At 63.5% G+C, this 16,627-nt stretch carries 15 protein-coding genes; 1 reads left to right on the forward strand and 14 read right to left on the reverse strand.

The genetic code is table 11. The annotated features are described in order from the left end of the window. Positions 1-60: 60 nt before the first annotated feature. On the reverse strand, positions 61-465 hold the full coding sequence (locus tag AC1Q61_RS24255) for a hypothetical protein (protein ID WP_125052926.1): 405 nt from the start codon (positions 463-465) through the stop codon (positions 61-63). A gap of 146 nt (positions 466-611) precedes the next feature. Next, a complete protein-coding gene (locus AC1Q61_RS24260; RefSeq protein ID WP_125052928.1) occupies positions 612-1,646 on the reverse strand; it encodes a hypothetical protein in 1,035 nt (344 codons plus the stop codon). A 415-nt stretch (positions 1,647-2,061) separates the two neighbouring features. Between AC1Q61_RS24260 and AC1Q61_RS24265 the strand changes: the two genes are divergently transcribed. Then, the gene (locus AC1Q61_RS24265; RefSeq protein ID WP_241199193.1) at positions 2,062-2,436 is read left to right on the forward strand and encodes a hypothetical protein; all 375 of its coding nucleotides are present in this window, start codon (positions 2,062-2,064) and stop codon (positions 2,434-2,436) included. Between the two features lie 449 nt (positions 2,437-2,885). Here the strand turns inward: AC1Q61_RS24265 and AC1Q61_RS24270 are convergent, their stop codons facing one another. From AC1Q61_RS24270 to AC1Q61_RS24325, 12 genes are all read right to left on the reverse strand, one after another. Further along, positions 2,886-3,479 (reverse strand): hypothetical protein, encoded by a 594-nt coding sequence (locus AC1Q61_RS24270; protein ID WP_125052930.1) that lies wholly within the window; start codon positions 3,477-3,479, stop codon positions 2,886-2,888. Further along, on the reverse strand, positions 3,476-3,790 hold the full coding sequence (locus AC1Q61_RS24275; RefSeq protein ID WP_125052932.1) for a hypothetical protein: 315 nt from the start codon (positions 3,788-3,790) through the stop codon (positions 3,476-3,478). The genes AC1Q61_RS24270 and AC1Q61_RS24275 overlap by 4 nt, the downstream gene beginning before the upstream one ends. Beyond that, on the reverse strand, positions 3,787-5,544 hold the full coding sequence (locus AC1Q61_RS24280) for a type IV secretory system conjugative DNA transfer family protein (protein WP_125052934.1): 1,758 nt from the start codon (positions 5,542-5,544) through the stop codon (positions 3,787-3,789). The genes AC1Q61_RS24275 and AC1Q61_RS24280 overlap by 4 nt, the downstream gene beginning before the upstream one ends. Beyond that, complete coding sequence (locus tag AC1Q61_RS24285) at positions 5,541-7,061, reverse strand: ATP/GTP-binding protein (RefSeq protein WP_125052936.1); 1,521 nt, start codon at positions 7,059-7,061, stop codon at positions 5,541-5,543. Before AC1Q61_RS24285 ends, AC1Q61_RS24280 begins: the two co-directional genes overlap by 4 nt. Positions 7,062-7,078: 17 nt before the next feature. Further along, the gene (locus AC1Q61_RS24290) at positions 7,079-8,653 is read right to left on the reverse strand and encodes a hypothetical protein (RefSeq protein WP_125052938.1); all 1,575 of its coding nucleotides are present in this window, start codon (positions 8,651-8,653) and stop codon (positions 7,079-7,081) included. Then, a complete protein-coding gene (locus AC1Q61_RS24295; protein WP_125052940.1) occupies positions 8,653-10,938 on the reverse strand; it encodes a hypothetical protein in 2,286 nt (761 codons plus the stop codon). The genes AC1Q61_RS24290 and AC1Q61_RS24295 overlap by 1 nt, the downstream gene beginning before the upstream one ends. Before the next feature lie 16 nt (positions 10,939-10,954). Next, complete coding sequence (locus AC1Q61_RS24300; protein ID WP_125052942.1) at positions 10,955-11,683, reverse strand: DUF8175 domain-containg protein; 729 nt, start codon at positions 11,681-11,683, stop codon at positions 10,955-10,957. Between the two features lie 62 nt (positions 11,684-11,745). Beyond that, positions 11,746-12,180 (reverse strand): hypothetical protein, encoded by a 435-nt coding sequence (locus AC1Q61_RS24305; RefSeq protein ID WP_241199194.1) that lies wholly within the window; start codon positions 12,178-12,180, stop codon positions 11,746-11,748. Further along, a complete protein-coding gene (locus AC1Q61_RS24310; RefSeq protein ID WP_206434864.1) occupies positions 12,177-13,547 on the reverse strand; it encodes a MinD/ParA family ATP-binding protein in 1,371 nt (456 codons plus the stop codon). The genes AC1Q61_RS24305 and AC1Q61_RS24310 overlap by 4 nt, the downstream gene beginning before the upstream one ends. A gap of 50 nt (positions 13,548-13,597) precedes the next feature. After that, complete coding sequence (locus AC1Q61_RS24315; protein WP_125052944.1) at positions 13,598-14,209, reverse strand: hypothetical protein; 612 nt, start codon at positions 14,207-14,209, stop codon at positions 13,598-13,600. Next, a complete protein-coding gene (locus AC1Q61_RS24320; protein ID WP_124568388.1) occupies positions 14,206-14,853 on the reverse strand; it encodes a hypothetical protein in 648 nt (215 codons plus the stop codon). The genes AC1Q61_RS24315 and AC1Q61_RS24320 overlap by 4 nt, the downstream gene beginning before the upstream one ends. Before the next feature lie 80 nt (positions 14,854-14,933). Beyond that, positions 14,934-16,577 (reverse strand): peptidoglycan DD-metalloendopeptidase family protein, encoded by a 1,644-nt coding sequence (locus AC1Q61_RS24325; RefSeq protein WP_125052946.1) that lies wholly within the window; start codon positions 16,575-16,577, stop codon positions 14,934-14,936. Positions 16,578-16,627: the final 50 nt, after the last annotated feature.

The raw sequence follows: 16,627 nt of genomic DNA on the forward strand, positions 1-16,627 counted from the left end.
CAGCAGGGACTAAATCCAAGCCGGGTGGTGAATTTTCGTCCGACGATCACCGATCACTTTTCATCCGACGTTGACAGTAACGATATTCAGCCACGACAGGACCAGGAACGTGCTGGAGATGGCTACGGTCGACCATCCGCTTTGAACCTCCGTACCTTGCCACCAGATCAGTAGAACCACTCCCCACAAGGTGGGAGCACCTACCGCCAAAGTTCCGATCACCCACTTGTCACGGCGGCTGTATCTGATCTGATGAGTAGCGGCCAGTTGGTTCGCAACGACCTCAGAATGCGCGGTCAGGATTTCCTTCGCACCCTCCCCTGTAGCTTTTTCGGCAGCCAGAGCCGTCGACAACATCCGCCGACGCAATGGCGCGGCGTCGAAGGTGTCAAACAGGAGCTTCGGGAGGCTCAGCAGTGCGAATGCGCCGGCAATGAGTATCCCGACCGACTGATACCAAGGCATCGGACGATCGTAGGGGACGGCCAGGAGCAAACGAGTCGGTGTCGTGAATCGTTTAGTGAGTCATACAGCGCAGATTGAATCCTCCCGCCCTTACGGACAGAGATTCCCCGGGAGCGCAGGCGGCCAATGTGGTTGTACGAGATCGCTCAGACCGCGCGGGGTGGAGCGGGGCTCTCTTCAAGGCATTTTATGACTACGTCGACAGCTGGACCCGGGATATCGGCAGTCGTGGACCAGTCCTCCGGCGGCCAGATCAGCCGATAGGCGCGCATGTCAGCCTTCTTCGGCTTCTTGATCTTTCCGGACCTGCGGCCGGGCATCGGATCGATGACATCGATCAACCCGAATTCTTGCAACTCGTGGATCGACCCGTACGCTTCGCCAGCTAGCCCGTAGTCGCCCCATCGAACTGTTCGAGACAGCCCAATCCCCAAATCTTCGACCTGTGTCGATCGACGCCAAGGGTGACGTTGCGAGTCCATCGCGATCACAAGAAATGTGGCGAGCTCCTCCTGGGTCAGCACGAGGTGCCACCCGTAGTAGAAGAATTGTGCAGGTAGGACCAGCGCCTCCTTGCCCGCCAGCGATAGGCCGGGAACCTTGTAGTTCTTGTCTCCTCGACCGTTCTCTCGCTTCAGCTGGAAGTTCTCGAACCGATTCCGGGTGCCAGGTTTGCCGATGGCGACCAAGTTGCAATCCGCAAGTTTCCCAAGAGCCCGGGTAGCCCGGAGATTGTTCTCCTTCGACGTGGCGGCCGGGTCGAGGAGCCCGCTGAGATCGGACCACCCATCGGCGAAGTTGTTGCGCCGGTTGTTGACGACCTTTTTGCCAGGCTCATTTTCGAGGTGTGCGACGTAAAAAGCTGTCATCAGCACAGCAAGTGCGTTGCTGGGCCGATGGATCAGTTTGGTCAGCGGGGGGCGAGTCTTGAGGTCGCGTTCTCTCGTTGAGGCATAGGGCTGTGAGGAATCGCGTGGCGCCCGTCGTTTGTCCAGTCGAATAAATGACGACCGGATCCGCACCTCGGGATGATCCCCGGAATCGAGTTCGGCATACAACGCAGTGGCCCGGGTTATCGATTCCTGGCGAGCCTTCAGCTCCGCGAGCCTCTTGGCGCGCACACCCTCCAGGGTTAATCGACGACGCTCCGCGTACTTACTTTGTTCCAGGCTCTTCGCCACGGAGGCTTCTATGTCCGCGGCTGATGTCCCTATGGGGAACACACGAAGTTTCGGCATTTTCCCTCATGGGGTAGGTCGGAGCAGGGTCTCTGCTGGCAGCATATACGGATACTAGTAACTTGTTACGATACGTCCCGCCAGTAGCTACCCAATGGTTTGCCAGTAGGCACCCAATCGTCCCGCGACAACGATCTCCCGGAGAGGCTTAGATTCGCCCATGGGTAAGAAACGAGAGCGGGCCGGCCAGCGCGACATGGTCGAGTCAACATCCACTAGCGACCGTCTTCACGCATTCATAGACGAGTCGAAGCGAGGCCGCTACGCCTTGTGCGTCGCCACAGTCGCGATCGGTGATTTGAGCTCACTCCGGGTTGGGCTCAATGCTTTGCGCCCGCAGGGGCACTCTCGTATCCACATGTCAGCTGTTGGTAACAAGTACGGACCCAGAATTGTCTCCGGAGTGGCCAAGCTGGAGGCCGTATCTCGGATCTACGTCATGGATTCCCGTAAGGCAACTGATCGACAAGCACGAGATGCAACGCTCGCGGCGGCGGTCATCGACCTCGCGCAGATGCCCGTTGCAAACGTAGTCATCGAGACCTGCGAACAAGACCGAGACGATCGGCGGCTGATCCGAAGTACGCTTCCCGACCCGCCGTTCGAGTACAGATTCGACTCGCCATCGAATCCTCTTCTGTGGCTACCGGATGTCCATGCCTGGGCATGGGGACGTGGCGGAAGTGTCAAGAAGGCGATCGCATCGCGTATCACGGTCATACCGGTGACATAAAACCGTGACCCCCACCGGCGGTGGGGGTCACGGTTGAGATTGCATGGGCGCGCAAGGCTGGAAACCATAATTGAGGCTGCCCGTAAGGGTGCTTACGCCTCGGAGACCTCCTACACGAACCACTTCCTGCGGCTACTGCCCCAGGCACTCACATTATGGATAGGGTCGCGCATTAGCGCAAGTCCACGACTCAATGGAAGGTGCCTCGGATAGCCGGTGAAGTCGACTTTTCGGAGCGCTGGGCCGACGGGCCATGGCCATGTGAAGCGCGAATCGCGCAGTGAATGGTGTGCCCGCCATAGTCGCGTCACGCTGATCCCAGGCGGGACAACCAGCGGACATCGACTGTGACGGGCACGAGAAGCATCAACCACCCGCCACCCGCATTCTCGAACGGTGGGCGAGACCGCCCGAAGGGTGCGGCGGTTGATACTTCGGCTTGTGAAGGGCTATTCGGCGGGCCGATACGTTTCGGTATCGTCGTCGAATTCCCAACGGGCACCGTCGATGTCGACGGCCGTGAAATCGTCGGCGGGATCTTCCGCGGATGCCCGACCGCTGTCGATCATCTCGAGAACCTGATCCATCGTCAGCACGCTCGTCGACGAGGCTGACTCAGCTGCCGGTTCCGGTTCGGTGCGTCGGTCAGCGTCGGTAGCGATGAACTCGGCGAAGTCGTCCGCGATCTCGGGTTCGTCGGGTTCGTAGCCGCACACTCCACTGCGGCATTCCTCGAAGCCGGCCATCGTCGGGATGCGCTGAACGAGCGGCCACAGCACTTGGTAGTGCCAGGCTGCCATTCCTCCGTGGTACGGATTCTTGCTCAGCTGCTGGTACACCTCACGATGCGCCCACATCGCCGCTGTCAGCTCCTCGACGAGCGGATCGTGTTTGAACCAGCACGAGAGGATCTGATTTCCCAGGTCATAGCGCCGACGTAGATGCTCCACCCACGGGCGGAGTTCGACCCACAGTTCGGCGGCCGCGAGCCGGTCCAGGTGCAACCAATCGACAGGACCAGGGTTGTACACCGGAATACTCACCGCCCACCGCCTTCCCGAGAATCCCAGGTGGACACGGCAGCGTGCTCACCGCGCCTGCGCAACGCCTCCACCGAGGGTGTGCACAATTCGCAGGAACTGCGGTGCCGCACATCGCGGAAGCCTTCGGAGAGCGTGAAGATTCCGCCGTTGTACGTCACTTCCGGATCGCACACGATGGCGCCGGCCGGCGAAACGATGATGATCGGCCGCTCGTACACCCCGTTGGTGCTGCGAAAGATCCACAGCGCGGAGTCCCCGGAGATCCAGTGATCGGCCCGCTCCCACACCGGGGTCATCGAGTCGCCGTTCATCGGCTGCCTTTCGTGCAGAAGTCGTCGAACGCCGCCTGGTTGGCCCGCACCCGCTTGGAGAGGTCGGGAACATCCCACACCGAGGGCAGACGCACTTTCATCGGCTTCGCGTTGCGGAACATCATCAGCGCTTGGTCTTCGGGCATCTCACGGATCTCGTTGAGCGCCATCACCGGCACCGAACGCGGAGCCGAACGCGGATCGTGGCTGATGTATTCGTCACGGCTACCCATCAGCCGAGACAGTGCCGCCAACTCGCTTTCGTCACCGAGACCCGGCAAGTACATACGGGCCGGCGAATCAGTCGAGAGTCGCTGGCCGCCGATGCGGCCCCAGCGCTTCTCGTTCTGCAAGGCACTGTGCACGAGCGCCCAGATCTGGATTCCGCGGCCGCCGGAGTCGGTGATCAGGTCTGGCATGTTCGGAATCGCCGCGACGTTGTTCATTTCGTCGAGGACCATCCGTAGCGGAGGGTCGATCTTGTCGTCCGGCCTGGTCAGGCCATGCGTTTTCGCCACGTGATACAGCTCGGCGGACAGGACGGTGGTGAACGCGGCCGCCGATGCGCTGTGTCCTTCCGAGACGAGATAGACGGTGTTCTTGCCTTCGGTCATCAGCGCATGAAGATCAGCGGATTCGCTGCGAGGGACGTTGATTGCGCCCATCAATTTCGGGGACGCCAACGGCTCGAGCAACCGTGCACATGCGCTGACCACGTCGTCGGAGGAGTCGGACTTCGAGTCCAACGCCTGGCCAAGTTCGGCGTGCCAGTCCGGCAGATCCTTTTTCAGGACGTCGCGCACCAGTTTGACGTTGCGGGAGGACGCCCAGATCCGCAGGTCCATCAAGTCCTTGTTCTTGACGGCCGCGGTGTAGAGGTAGCCGCGCATGAGCATCGCGGCTTTGCCGTTCCAGTAGCCGGCGTTGCTGGTGTCGTCCATCGGCATGGCCTGGACCAGCGCTTCTGCCCGTCGTTTGGCTACTTCCGGGTCATCGCATCCATCAAGGATCGACCACCGCATCGGGTTGGCGATCGCGGTCAACCCTTCCGGGTCGAAGACCTCGACGCGGCCCACTTCGCTGCGTTCTGCCCATGTAGAGCGGAGCAGGTCACCGCGGGTCGAGGTGGCAACCACGGGGCCGACGGCGTCGGTGACACCCTTCCAGCACACGCGCCATGTTTTACCGGCGCCGGTCGGTCCGGTGCAGGTCAGCCCGTCGCGGTACTGCAAGTAGACGCCGTCACCGCCGTTGTAGAGGGTGGCGATCTTCGTGGTTTCTGTCTCGGCGGCGATGCGGCGCACCGGAACATCCTTGAGTGAGAGGCGGGTTGCTTTCGCTTTACGTACCGCAGCCTTCTCGCTGACGCCGGCGCGGGCAAGTTCGGTGCGGTCCGCGAAACCGGACTCTCGAACCCGGCGTGCAGCGCGGCGGATCGTCATCTTCGACGAGATGAACATTCCCAGCCACAGGCACAATGCCGCCAGGACGGCGATGCATCCCCACGTCAGGACCGGACCGCCCGGACGCGAGCCTTCCGGCCAGGCCAGCGCTGGATCGGCCGGATGCAGGAACAGCCCTGTGAACACGTCGAGCACTCCGTACATCCCGGATGGCAAGGCGCCGCCGGTGCCGGCGAAGACCCCGGACAGATATCCGCCTCCGACCACGCTCAGCACCACGGCGAGCGCGGTCGCGGCCAGCGGGATCAAACCCGGTGTCACTATCGGCTTGGTAGGGCGCTGTGTGGTCATGCCGCTTCTCCCTTGATGACTTCGTCCGTGTCGGTGAGCGTGATTTCGATGTCCGAACGCACATGCTGGAGCAGGATTGGATCGGCGCTGCCGTATTTGACGAGGCAGTGGCCTTTGGCGAGGGACATGATGATTTCGGTCGAGCCGGGCGGCAGGTGGTACATGCGCGCGGTTTCTTCGGCGTCTTCGACTCGGTCCTGCCCGTAGAGGAAGACGATTCCGGCTTCCTTCATCAGCGCCCGGGCAGGGGAATCGGTCGGTAGGTCGGAGATGTGGTGGAACGCCGAGCAGGTCGAGAGGCCCAGGCCGCGAGAGAGTTTCATGTTCTCGCGGAACACCTTTCCGGTCGATCCGTCCGCTACGTGCCATCCTTCCTCGACGATCAACACGGTCTGCATGTGCTGTGCGGACCGGGAAGCAAGCACGTTCGCGAGCCAGGTGTTGATCACGGTCATGATCACCCGCAACGCGGGCCCCTTGTTCGGCAGTGCGGAGACGTCGAAGTGCACGAACGGGTGCTCGAGTGCCTCGCGAACCTCCGGTGAGGTGGCGCCGTCGACGAGGCCCTTGAGGTCGCCTTCGCACAGCTTGCGCAGCGCCAGACCTGGTGTCAGGCCCCAGCGCTTGGCGTCCTCGGCCCACAGCTGCCCGAATGTCGCTCCGCTACCGGGGGTTGATTCGAGTAGTTCGTTGGCGAGCTCGCGCAGAATCGGCTCACGTCCTTCCTTCGCAGCTCGTTCGTTGACGACCTGCAATGCCAAACGCAGTGCAGCGTCTTCTTTCTCGACCAATGGGCGGCCGATGGTGTCCTCGATGACGGCGCCGACGAGCGCTTCCTGCCCGGCCGGGGCGAGGCCGTCGGTGCGTTCGATTCCGCTGGCGATCGCGGGGTCCAGGAGGTTGAGGCGGACTCCGATTCCGTCGGCGCCGCCGGCGTGGAAACGGATCGACCGAGCACCGACAGAGTCGGCAATTCCGGAGTATTCGCCGCCCTTGTTTCCTTGGCGCTTTTTGTCGATGACCACGACCTGTCGGTTCGGCAGGGCGAGTTGGCGCAGGCAGAATGCGGTTTTGATGAGCGAGGACTTCGCTTTGCCGATGTCTCCGATGACGGCGATGTTGATGTTCTCAATTTCCGTTCCGTACAGCTCGAACGGGTCGACGATCTCCATCGTCTGGCTGATCTTGTTCAGCCCCGTCATCAGGCCCTCGTGACGGACCGAGCGGCGCATCGTGGCCAGGTTCAAGGCTTCACCTTGGCGGGTGGATGTCCAGGCACCTTCGGTGCGGATCTCGTACCAACCCCACCGGTCCAGCCATTTGTTGCGCTTGGGGGGCTGGCGCCGGACGGTGATCCGATCCGAAGCGACCACGGCGTCGATCGTTGCGTCGATAGCCGCGGTTTCCTCCGGACTCTCGATCCGGACCTTCTTCTTTCCGAGCGAGGGCGCGAAAGACCATCGGCTGGTCTTCTTGTGTCCGCGTCGGTACTCGGTGCGCTGCTGTGTGTTCGTCATGAGGTGTCCTTCGCTCGCTACTTGGCGCGGGTCCACTTGGTGGCCGCGAGTCCGCGGCCGAGCGGGAGGGTCAGCAAGGAGGCGACGTCGTGGCGGTTGTCCTGCCATTCGATTTCGCCGATACCGCAGTCCGCGGCAGCCTGTTCGACGCGAGTGCACGCACGCAGGGCATCGTCTTCACCGCGTCCGGTGACCGACACCGCGAGCGAATAGATCATTCCGTGGTGGCCGCTGCCCGGTTTGAGGTCGGAGCGCCGATGCGCGGACTCTGATGATGCGACCTCCGACGATCCGTCCGTGACCTTGCCCTTTCGGCCTTCGCGGATCTGCTGTGCGCGGTCCGAAGTGACGTCTTTGACGGCGGCAGTGCGGGCGTGGGCGGCTTCGACGAAGTCCATCCGCACCATCACCGTCCGGATCGTCGGGGCGGCGGCGATCTCGTCGTCACCCGGATCCGGTTCGACACCGGTAAGCAGGTCCGCCAGCCACAACGGACCGAGTTCGACCGGTTCGATAGCTCGCGGCGGGATAGTGCCCACTCGGGTGTTCCACTTGCCGGCGACCTCGACCGATTCCTCCCGGCCGACGTAGGACGGCCAGCAGTTGTCCCACCGGACACCCTTGTGGGCATCGAGCGGGAAGCTCGGGTCCTGGCACGAGCGGATGACCGCGCAGGTGCGCTGTTCGCCGTAGACCTGCACGCGGCCCATACCCGCTCGGGTCAGCGATGCCACGGCGCGTTCGGTTTCGTCGCGGATGACCTGCGCGACACCGGCGATGGTCTCAGCACCCTTACGGCGGGCGAGCCGGGCACCTTCCATCAGCAGAGCTGTGGACTTCGGGAAGATCAACACGGCGTACGAGTAGTGCCCTTCCGAGTACGGCTCCACCCGGTCGATGAGCTGCCCGTACGAGCGGATCGCCGGAAGGATCTGCATGGCCGGATCCCCGGCGGCGATCTTGGCTTCCATCCAGGTCTCGTGCGGGGTCATGTCCGCCGGCACCGACCGATTCATCAGTTCGATTCCGCGCACGAACGAGGAGCGTTTCGCGAACCCGGCCAGAGTGCGCCCGAACGCGGCCGAGGTCACTGCCCACGCCTGGTCGCCGCGCAATCCTTCGGCGAGGCCCTGCATCGCGATCAGCACCGTGTACTGGTCGTTGTCGCCAGGTGAGCGGGTTTCCAACACGAACAGATCGTCGAGACCGGTACCGATCAGATCCACTGGTGCCGTCCGGTACAGCGGCGGCGGGTTCGACCATCCCGGGTCTACTGCCGGGTCGCCGTAGTTCGGGTCGGTCGGCGAGACCCAGACGTGCTCACCGCGTTTGCGTCGCTGCTTGTTGCGGATCGCTTTCGCTTTGCGGCTCGCGTACGACTCACGGTGGTTGATGTCTGTCGTGGACACCAGTGCCCCGAGAAGAAGCAGCACATCGAACCCGAGTACCCAGATGTTCTGTCCGACGACGAACAATAAGAACACCGCGACGATCACTGCTCCGGCCCACGCGGCGACCACTGGTTCGGGGAACGGCAACAGCCCGCGACGTGCGATTTGGCGTCCGAGGATCGCTGTACGTTGCTCACTCATCAGTTCTCTCCATCCGCATGTTCGGGCGCACTCTGCGCGGCCGATCCGGCCTTGTTCATCGCGGCCCCGGCAGCAGCGAGGGCAATCGGTGCTGCCACGACGGCAGCTCCGGCCGCCAATCCGACGGTGCTGCCCGCTGCGGCCATCAACTTCGACTCCGCTCCCCCGGACTTGCCTGCCGACTTCGCCGCGGTCGCTGCCCCACCCCCTTGGTGATTGCCGTGGCCACCGGATGCAGCAGCGTGAGTGCTCGACGCCGAACTCTCGTGCGCGGGTGAAGATCCTCCGTAGTTTCCGGCGGCGCCGCGGACCGGACCGCCTTCGATCTGACGTCCGGGAGATCCGGCAGCTTCGGAGTTGTGCGCACCGGCCCCACCGGCTCCACCGCCTGCACGTTGCTGGAACATCTGCGCGCCTGACCCGATGGTCTGTCCGGTTTGAGATCCGCCACCGCCGAAGTCCGCCGAATCGGCGGAGGTCGGCAGGATCGGCGAGTACTTGAGCATGGAGAACGGCGCCAGGCCGATGATCACGAAGCAGACCGCGATCAACGAGAGTTGGCCGAGGGATTCGAGCTTGCCGTCGTCGGCGATCGAGCCCTTCGCGGCGATGTTGATCACTGCGAAGACTGCGGCAAGGATCAGGAACATCAGCGGCTTAGAGAGCACCACTCCGATGAACATCATCACCGGTCGCAGGGCTTTCTTGCGCCAGGTCGGATGGACCCACATGCCGAAGGCGATGCCGCACACGACCGCCAGGATCGGCAATGCTGCTGCGTGCATCAAGAATCCGAAGAACATCGCCATCGCGCCGAGGAACATCAATCCGAATCCGACGATCGCGGCGATCGAGCCGCCGACGAGGGTGGAGTCGGTCAGGGACCCCAGGACCGAGGAGATGTTGCCGATGACCTCATCGGTGCTCGTCCCGATCCAGTCGACCAGTGCCAGTGACATCTCGTGCATCAGGGAGATCAGCAGTTGTGCGATGGCGGGCGCGAACATCATCAGCATGATTCCGGCCGGCATGTACCCGAACAGTGACTTGGCCAGCTCCTCACCGGTCATGCCGCCGTCGGAGGATTTGTAGATCGCCAGGATCGTCATCAGCACCAACACCAACAAACCGATACCGGTCGAGACCGCGTACACGGCGACGAATTCGGCACGGGCTGGGTCGAACTCACCGATTCCGGCCAGGCCGGTCAGCACCGAGTTGGTGGTGCTGATGGCGCTGCTTTTGAGTTTGTTCGCCCAGGAGTCGATCACGTCGGACGGGTCCTTGACGAAGTCGATGAGGTCACCGAGCGGGGCTCCGAACGTATCCCACGCCCACGTGTAGCTGTCGACGATGTATTTGCCGCCCATATAGGCCGGCGTCGCCTTCATCATCCCGCCCAGGGTCTCGCCCAGGCGATCACTGAAACTGGTGTTCTGGTCGATCCAGTTCATGGTGCCGCCGAACAGTTTTCCGACCCTGGTGTTCCATTCCGTGCAGGCGGCGACGTCTTCGCGAACCGTTGCGCGCTCGCAGTTGACGAACATCGCGTGCATACACAGAACACTCGGAACGTCCCCGCCGCCGCAAGGAGCAGTCCACGCAGCATCGGGAACCTTGTCGGCGTTCGGTTGCTTCTTCATCACCGCGAGCGAGGCCGCATCCGGTGTCGGGCTCCACTCGAATCCCCAGGTGGTCGTCGTTTTCGTTGTCCACCGGGCCAGATCGTCCGCACACGTCGGAGACGGCGGGTACATGTCCGCAGCCTCATTGAGGGGGTAGGTGTTCGGGTAGACACCCTTGAGGATCGACTCGTCGGTAATGCTCAGGGCGGCCTTCTGGTTGGCCTCCACCCCCATGTCCACACCGGACATCTGTGTACCGGCGCCGCCGGCGGCGACCAGGGCGTCGATCAGAGCCGGGTTCTTCGACATCATCACCTGCGGTGCCCACGCGGCGATCCGCTCGGATTCCTTTGCCGTCCAGTACATCAACCGGTTTTCGTTGTGCATGACCTGTGTCGAGTACTGGCCCATGTCGCCGCCTTTGTCCTTGCAGACTCCGGTGAACCACGAGGCGGATTTGAATTCGTCTGTGCCAGCGACGAATTTCTTCAGATCATCCGGAAATCCTTTGGGGAGTTCCTTGCCCGACTGAGTGGCATTCTGCACGCCGGGAGCCGGGTCGGTGTTGGGGACAGCCGTCGGCTGCGCTGCCGCCGGCAACGCCAGTCCGAGCATCGCGAACAATGCCACGACCGCGGTCAGAATTAGTTTGCGCCACATCAGTCAGGCCCCCTTTCTAGTTGACGTAGAACGTGTAGAAGCCGTTCGCGCCGGGCTTCGAGAGCGGCGAATCAGTAGCGGGGAACTGCGCATCTTCGAGGGAAGGGCCGGTGACGAACTTCCAGTCCTGGACCTTCCAGTCCCCGTCTTCCCAGACCACGGTGATCGTGTCGGTTCCATAGACGGTCAGGATGCCGACCTTGTCGCTCCCCTCACTGACCGGACTCTGGCTGACTCCCATGCCCCACACGGAGACGGTGGCCGAATCCTGGGTGAAGTCGGTGACGGTGACGATCAGCGGCACGTTGTTGACGGTCTTCCCCAAGTCGGTGCGGCCGCTCGAGACGTCGATGACGGTGTTCAGAGCGTCGGTAGCCTTCGACGAGACGGCGACTTCCCGGAGTTTCGCAGCGTCGATCCGGCCCTGGTATGTCTGCCCGTTCGCCTGGCTGAAGTTCACTGCCGCGGTCTGCGCCCCGGCCTGATCGCGGGTGTATCCGGCCGGAACGCCGTCGATCGTGGTGGTCGGTCCGTGTGCGGCGCGGATCGCGTCGGCGCCGGAATTGGAGTCATCGTCACCGCCCGAGGTGAAGATCGCCACGATACCGACGATCAGCACGAGCACACTGAACCCGATCGCCAGTTTCACCCACATCGGAAGTCCGGATGCCGGGCCGCTGCTCGGGGATCCGGTCGCGTAGGACGGGCCGCTGCCCGATCCCACCTGTGAAAAATCTTTCGCCATGATCAGATCTCTTTCTCGTTAAAAGCGTTGGAAAGCAAAGGAGTACGCAGGGGATGCGTCGGCTAGCCGCCGACGACGAAGAGAATCGCGCCGGTGATGATGCCGACCGATGCCAGGCATCCGAATGCGATACCGGCGACTTTGAAGTCCTGACCAGCGTCGGCCATTTCCGCCGGCATTCCGGCGGCCTTCATCGAGCGCATTTTGTAGATCGCCATGATGAGTTTGACCACGCTCGCACCGAGCGCAACGGCCCAGATTCCGCCGATGACGCGAACCCACACGTTGTTGAATGCAGGCCCGAAGACGCTGAGATCCGGCTTGACTCCGTCGATGGGGTTCTGGATTTGTGCGCTGGCGGCGCCGGCGGAGAGCAGGAGCACGACCGCGGTTGCGGCAAGAGTGATCGCCACAGCGGATGCCCGCCGCACTAGCGGCGCCTTCGAGTAAGTGGTAGCCGATGTTGCTGAGCCAGCCTGTGCAGTAACGGTTTTCATCGCAAACGTCCTTTCGGTGAGGTGGGTTCGGGTGTTGGTTCGCGGTATCGCTCAGGGTCGAATTCGCGGTACGCCGCGACGCGCGGCGCAGGAGCACGGCGCGGCGCTTCCGGTGGTCGACGGATCTGTTCGGGGACGTACGCGTCGGCGTATTCGGCGGCGCGGCCGTACACACTCGCGGCGAGGGAATCCGCGATCTCGGCGGCAACGTTGGTGTATGCCTCGGTCGTCGACGGCAGGAGTCGGTCGTAGACGATGCGCTCCCCTGTCGCGAATGACGGCTCGTACGGCACTCGGATGATGTTCGTGACGCCGAGTCGGCCGAACTCTTCCTCGATGTCCGCTTCCAGGCTCGGGTCCGATCCGGGCGTGACGACGGTGAGGATGATCGCCGAGCGGACCAGATGTCCGTACCCTCGATCGGCTATTCCTTCGAGCATCTGCAACGCCATCTTCGCCATGTCCCTGCGGAGCGGCAGCGGTACGACCAGCAGGTTCGAGTGCTGCACCGCCCACAGCCAGTTCGGGGCGACGGGGTTGTTGCCGGTGTCGACGAAGATCAGATTCCGATGCCGTCGCAGCACCGCCATGATGGCGGCGCATTCGTCCCAGCCGATCCCTCGATCTCGCGTGGTGGAGATGTCGGCCGCCAGGACCTCATCGTGTGTGGGCTGCAAGCGCAGGTAGCGACCCAGCTCCCCCGAGACGGCATCAGATGACGCGAGCGCGTGGGCGTTCTCGAGGACGTCCCACGGACCGAGCTCCGGATCGGTGGTGCGGGCGGCGCGGTCTCCGAGGGAACCGGTGGATTCGTTGGCATCCCACGCGACGACGCCGTGACCGCGATGCCGGCCGAAGGTGTTCGCCAGGGCAATGGTCGTCGAGGTCTTCCCGGCATCACCTTTGAGGCTGATCACCGAGACGACCATGCAACCGGGCAACGTCTGTTGAATGCGGGTGACCGATTGCCGGAACCGTACTTCCGCCGAATCCGGCTTCGGCGCCATCTTCATTCCTGCGGCAGCATTGACGCGGCCACGCCATCCCCAGGTCGCGGGGCTGTTGTCGATGTCGTTTCCCGCGCGTTCGAACCTTCGCCCGGCATATCCGACCTCGGCGAGAGGGGCTGGTTCTTCGTTCGCGGCGAGCGCGTCCTGTCCCACCGCGTACGGATCGGCGTAACCGGCGTCGACTTCGTCGAGCGCTTCGGTGTCGGTCTCGTCGACCACAGGATCAGGTTCGACGGACTCGGTCGGCGCCGGTTCCGGAGCGGGGGCAGGCTGACGGCGCAGACGTTGGCTGCGCAGATTCACCGGGATCTCGGCGTCGTAGCTGCTCTGGGTTTCGTAGGGGTCAGGAGTGCTCACGGGAGTTCCTTTCGGGGCGGGGGTGGTTCCGGGGACGTTCTTCTCGCTGGTCATAGCTTTTTGAGGTCGTCGACGGCCCACAGGCCGCCGCGGCTGACGACCAGGACGGCGACGATGACGGTGTCGACGCCGGCGATGGAGCCGTCAGCGGCGATCGCGGTCTGTTCGACCTGATACATCCGGTGCACCGCAGTCGCGGTGTCCACGGCGCCCTGGTTCGGTACAGAGCTGACCGTCGGCCAGACCTGCGCGTCCTTCGCAGCCCATTCGAGCCACTGACCGCCAGGGCTTCCGGTCGGGGTGGTCCCGGTGACGTCGCCGAGGAAGCGTTCGGTAAGCAGGTCGCCGGTGCGGGCGGCCGCGTCGTTGGGTCCGCGATCGTCAGCGGTATTCCAGGTGAACCAAGTGGTGACCACGGCGTCGGCGACGGCAGCCGGATCGCTGCGGTCCACGATGGCGACCTGTTCGGGAGCGTGTTCCGGAACGGTGGCCGCGGGCCGTGTGGGCTCGACGGCGGACGTCTCGTTCGGGGACCACTGCTGCGCCCGTGCGCCCGTCGTGGTGGACGGGCCGGTTGCGGTGCCTTCCGTGCCCGACGAGCACCCAGCCAGGGCAATAGCGACGGCAGATGCAGCGGCGACAGCGGCGAGGTGGCGTTTCACGACTCGTCCTCGATGAACAGATCCGACAACCGAATCGCCTGCCACGCCTGGTAACCAGGCTCTTCGCACCAGTCCACGGCCCGGTTGTTGTCGGTGATGTCGAGGTCGAGTGCAACACCGTGCTTGGCTGCCATGCCGGCGAGGGAGTTGCCGTCGATCTCCGGATTGGAGATGTGCAGGAGCAACCGCACCGCGGGAACGTTCGCGTCCTCACGCGCTTTGCCGGCGAGGAATATCGCCTTACCGGCTGCCGAGTCGTCTGCCGAGCGCTGGTTGCCTTCCTTGAAGACCGTGTCGTTCTTGTGAAATGTCCCGTACCAGGCAGCGTCGTCGACCGGTCCGAGTACAGCGAAGCTGCCCCGCTCGTCACCGGCGGCGAACAGTTCCACCAACGGTGCGGTGGCGGCGGCCTCGGCGATCTCGTTCTTGCGCTTGGTCGCTTCCGCGTCGCGGAGGACGTCGTAGTCGAGATCGAGTTGCTTGACCAACTCGCGCTTGACCTTCGGCCACATGCTGCGCGAGAGCAGGTTGTTGCTCTTGGCCCACGCCCGCATCGCAGAGGAGTCGCTGGTGCGCAACTCGTCAGCGGCGGCGCGCACTGCGGCGGCGGCTTGTTCCCATTCGGTGGCTGCGGATGCCGTCATTGTCGGATCTACCTTTCTTCGGGTGAAACTTCATTCCGGGGTGGTCATCGGCTTGCGATGTTCTGGTCTGGGTTGTTCTGTCAGGCAAATCGTTTCGCTGCCAATCCCGAGGACGGTGGGGTCCAGTCGGAGACCTTGACGACATCGCCCGACTGCGGAGCTTCGACGACCTTGCCGCCGCCCATCCAGATGAAGATGTGGCCGCTGTGGGGTTGGATGATGTCGCCAGGGCGCAGGTCGGCGGGGTTGGTGATCGAGGTTCCGCGAGAGTCGCCTATCTGCATCTGATCTGAATGGGCGAGGACCGTTCGGCCGCCGGTGGCTTGCGCCACTGCGTATTTCACCAATCCAGAGCAGTCGAACCCGACCTTGTTGAAGTCGCCGAAACTGTCTGCCACTCCCCCGTCGCTGATCCCCTTGGTGGGTCCGTTCTCGTCGCCGCCGCCCCAGGCATACGGGGTGCCGAGCCACCGCAGAGCGGCATCGACGACCGCCGAGCCGGTGGACGGGCCACCCGGAATCGGACCCGCCGGGGCGGACGTATCGGTGAATTCCTCGATCGCGAACTTCTGAATGTTGCTGACGTAGCCGCGTGTTTCCTCGTTCTGGCAGACCTGGCCCTGCGACAAGGTGTTTCCCGGGCCGCAGTTGTACATGGACAACGTCAGCGGAATCAGCTCACCGTGCAGGCGGCCGTCAGCCATCGCCTTTTTCGTCAGCTCGAGCATCTTGCAGTCGTAGGACGCCATCGACATCGCAGCGTCGGCCGGTGAGCGCATGTCGAGCTTTCCGTCCCCGTCCCCGTCCACGCCTTCCTGTGCAGCAGTTGAGGGAAGGAACTGTGCCGGGCCGTCCGCGCCGGAGTCGTTGTTGTGCGCGTTGACGTTGAAGCCGCTTTCCTGCTTGAACTGCCCGGCCAGCAGCGGAGCGGTGATCTCGGGGCAGGTACCGGCGGCTTTGAGGATCCACGGTTCGAACTCCGCAGGCACACTGCCCGGCTTGAGTCCCCCGCCGCCCAGGCTCGGCCCACCGCACCCGGCACCTGCCGGAAGTGGAGTGATCGCGGCAGCGTTGACGATCGCGGGAGACGGAACACCCGTACCGGGCGCGGGAGCGGGAGCGGGTCCGGACGGCTCGGCAGCACCGGCGAGCCACGGTGCGGGATCGGTCGGCGTCCCGGCGCCGTCGGGAAGTCGGCCACCCTCCCACACCTCGAAATGCAGGTGCGGGCCGGAGGAATCGGCTTCATTTCCGACAGCGGCGATCTCCTGACCGGCAGTGACCTGATCACCGGACTTGACCTTGATCGCCCCGGCCGACATGTGGCCGTAGACGGTGGAAATCCGCTTCCCGTCGACGTCGGTGTCGATGATGACCCAGTTCCCGAACCCCGACGCGGGGCCGGCCTCTGCGACGACACCGGAGGTAGCGGCATAAATCGGAGTACCGAGCGGACCGGCGAAGTCGGTCCCGCGGTGCATGGAACCACCGCGAGGACCGAAACCCGACGTCAGTTGATAGGTACCGGCCTTGAGCGGCTGCGTCGTGGTCCCCGGAGACGGTGCCACCGAACCGGTCGTAGACGAGGTGGGGAGGCAGTCGACGCTTGCTTTGGGGTTGTTGTCGGTACCGAACATGACGAAACCGAGCATCAGGACCACTGCGGCGATAACGCCGCCAGTGGCCTTGAGGCCGGTCTTGTTCGAGCTGGGTGAATCACCCATCGCCGGTGTCCTTGTCGTTGTGTCGCGTTCGTGCCCGCCTGGGCAACGTG

This window comes from Rhodococcus sp. MPR-R1B (assembly GCF_058793255.1).

Excerpts from the sequence above, each read along its gene's own strand:
- AC1Q61_RS24295 (WP_125052940.1), bottom strand. The coding sequence starts at position 10,938 with ATGTGGCGCAAACTAATTCTGACCGCGGTCGTGGCATTGTTCGCGATG.
- AC1Q61_RS24300 (WP_125052942.1), bottom strand. The coding sequence starts at position 11,683 with ATGGCGAAAGATTTTTCACAGGTGGGATCGGGCAGCGGCCCGTCCTAC.
- AC1Q61_RS24305 (WP_241199194.1), bottom strand. The coding sequence starts at position 12,180 with ATGAAAACCGTTACTGCACAGGCTGGCTCAGCAACATCGGCTACCACT.
- AC1Q61_RS24285 (WP_125052936.1), bottom strand. The coding sequence starts at position 7,061 with ATGACGAACACACAGCAGCGCACCGAGTACCGACGCGGACACAAGAAG.
- AC1Q61_RS24280 (WP_125052934.1), bottom strand. The coding sequence starts at position 5,544 with ATGACCACACAGCGCCCTACCAAGCCGATAGTGACACCGGGTTTGATC.
- AC1Q61_RS24290 (WP_125052938.1), bottom strand. The coding sequence starts at position 8,653 with ATGAGTGAGCAACGTACAGCGATCCTCGGACGCCAAATCGCACGTCGC.
- AC1Q61_RS24265 (WP_241199193.1), top strand. The coding sequence starts at position 2,062 with ATGTCAGCTGTTGGTAACAAGTACGGACCCAGAATTGTCTCCGGAGTG.
- AC1Q61_RS24275 (WP_125052932.1), bottom strand. The coding sequence starts at position 3,790 with ATGAACGGCGACTCGATGACCCCGGTGTGGGAGCGGGCCGATCACTGG.
- AC1Q61_RS24325 (WP_125052946.1), bottom strand. The coding sequence starts at position 16,577 with ATGGGTGATTCACCCAGCTCGAACAAGACCGGCCTCAAGGCCACTGGC.
- AC1Q61_RS24255 (WP_125052926.1), bottom strand. The coding sequence starts at position 465 with ATGCCTTGGTATCAGTCGGTCGGGATACTCATTGCCGGCGCATTCGCA.
- AC1Q61_RS24320 (WP_124568388.1), bottom strand. The coding sequence starts at position 14,853 with ATGACGGCATCCGCAGCCACCGAATGGGAACAAGCCGCCGCCGCAGTG.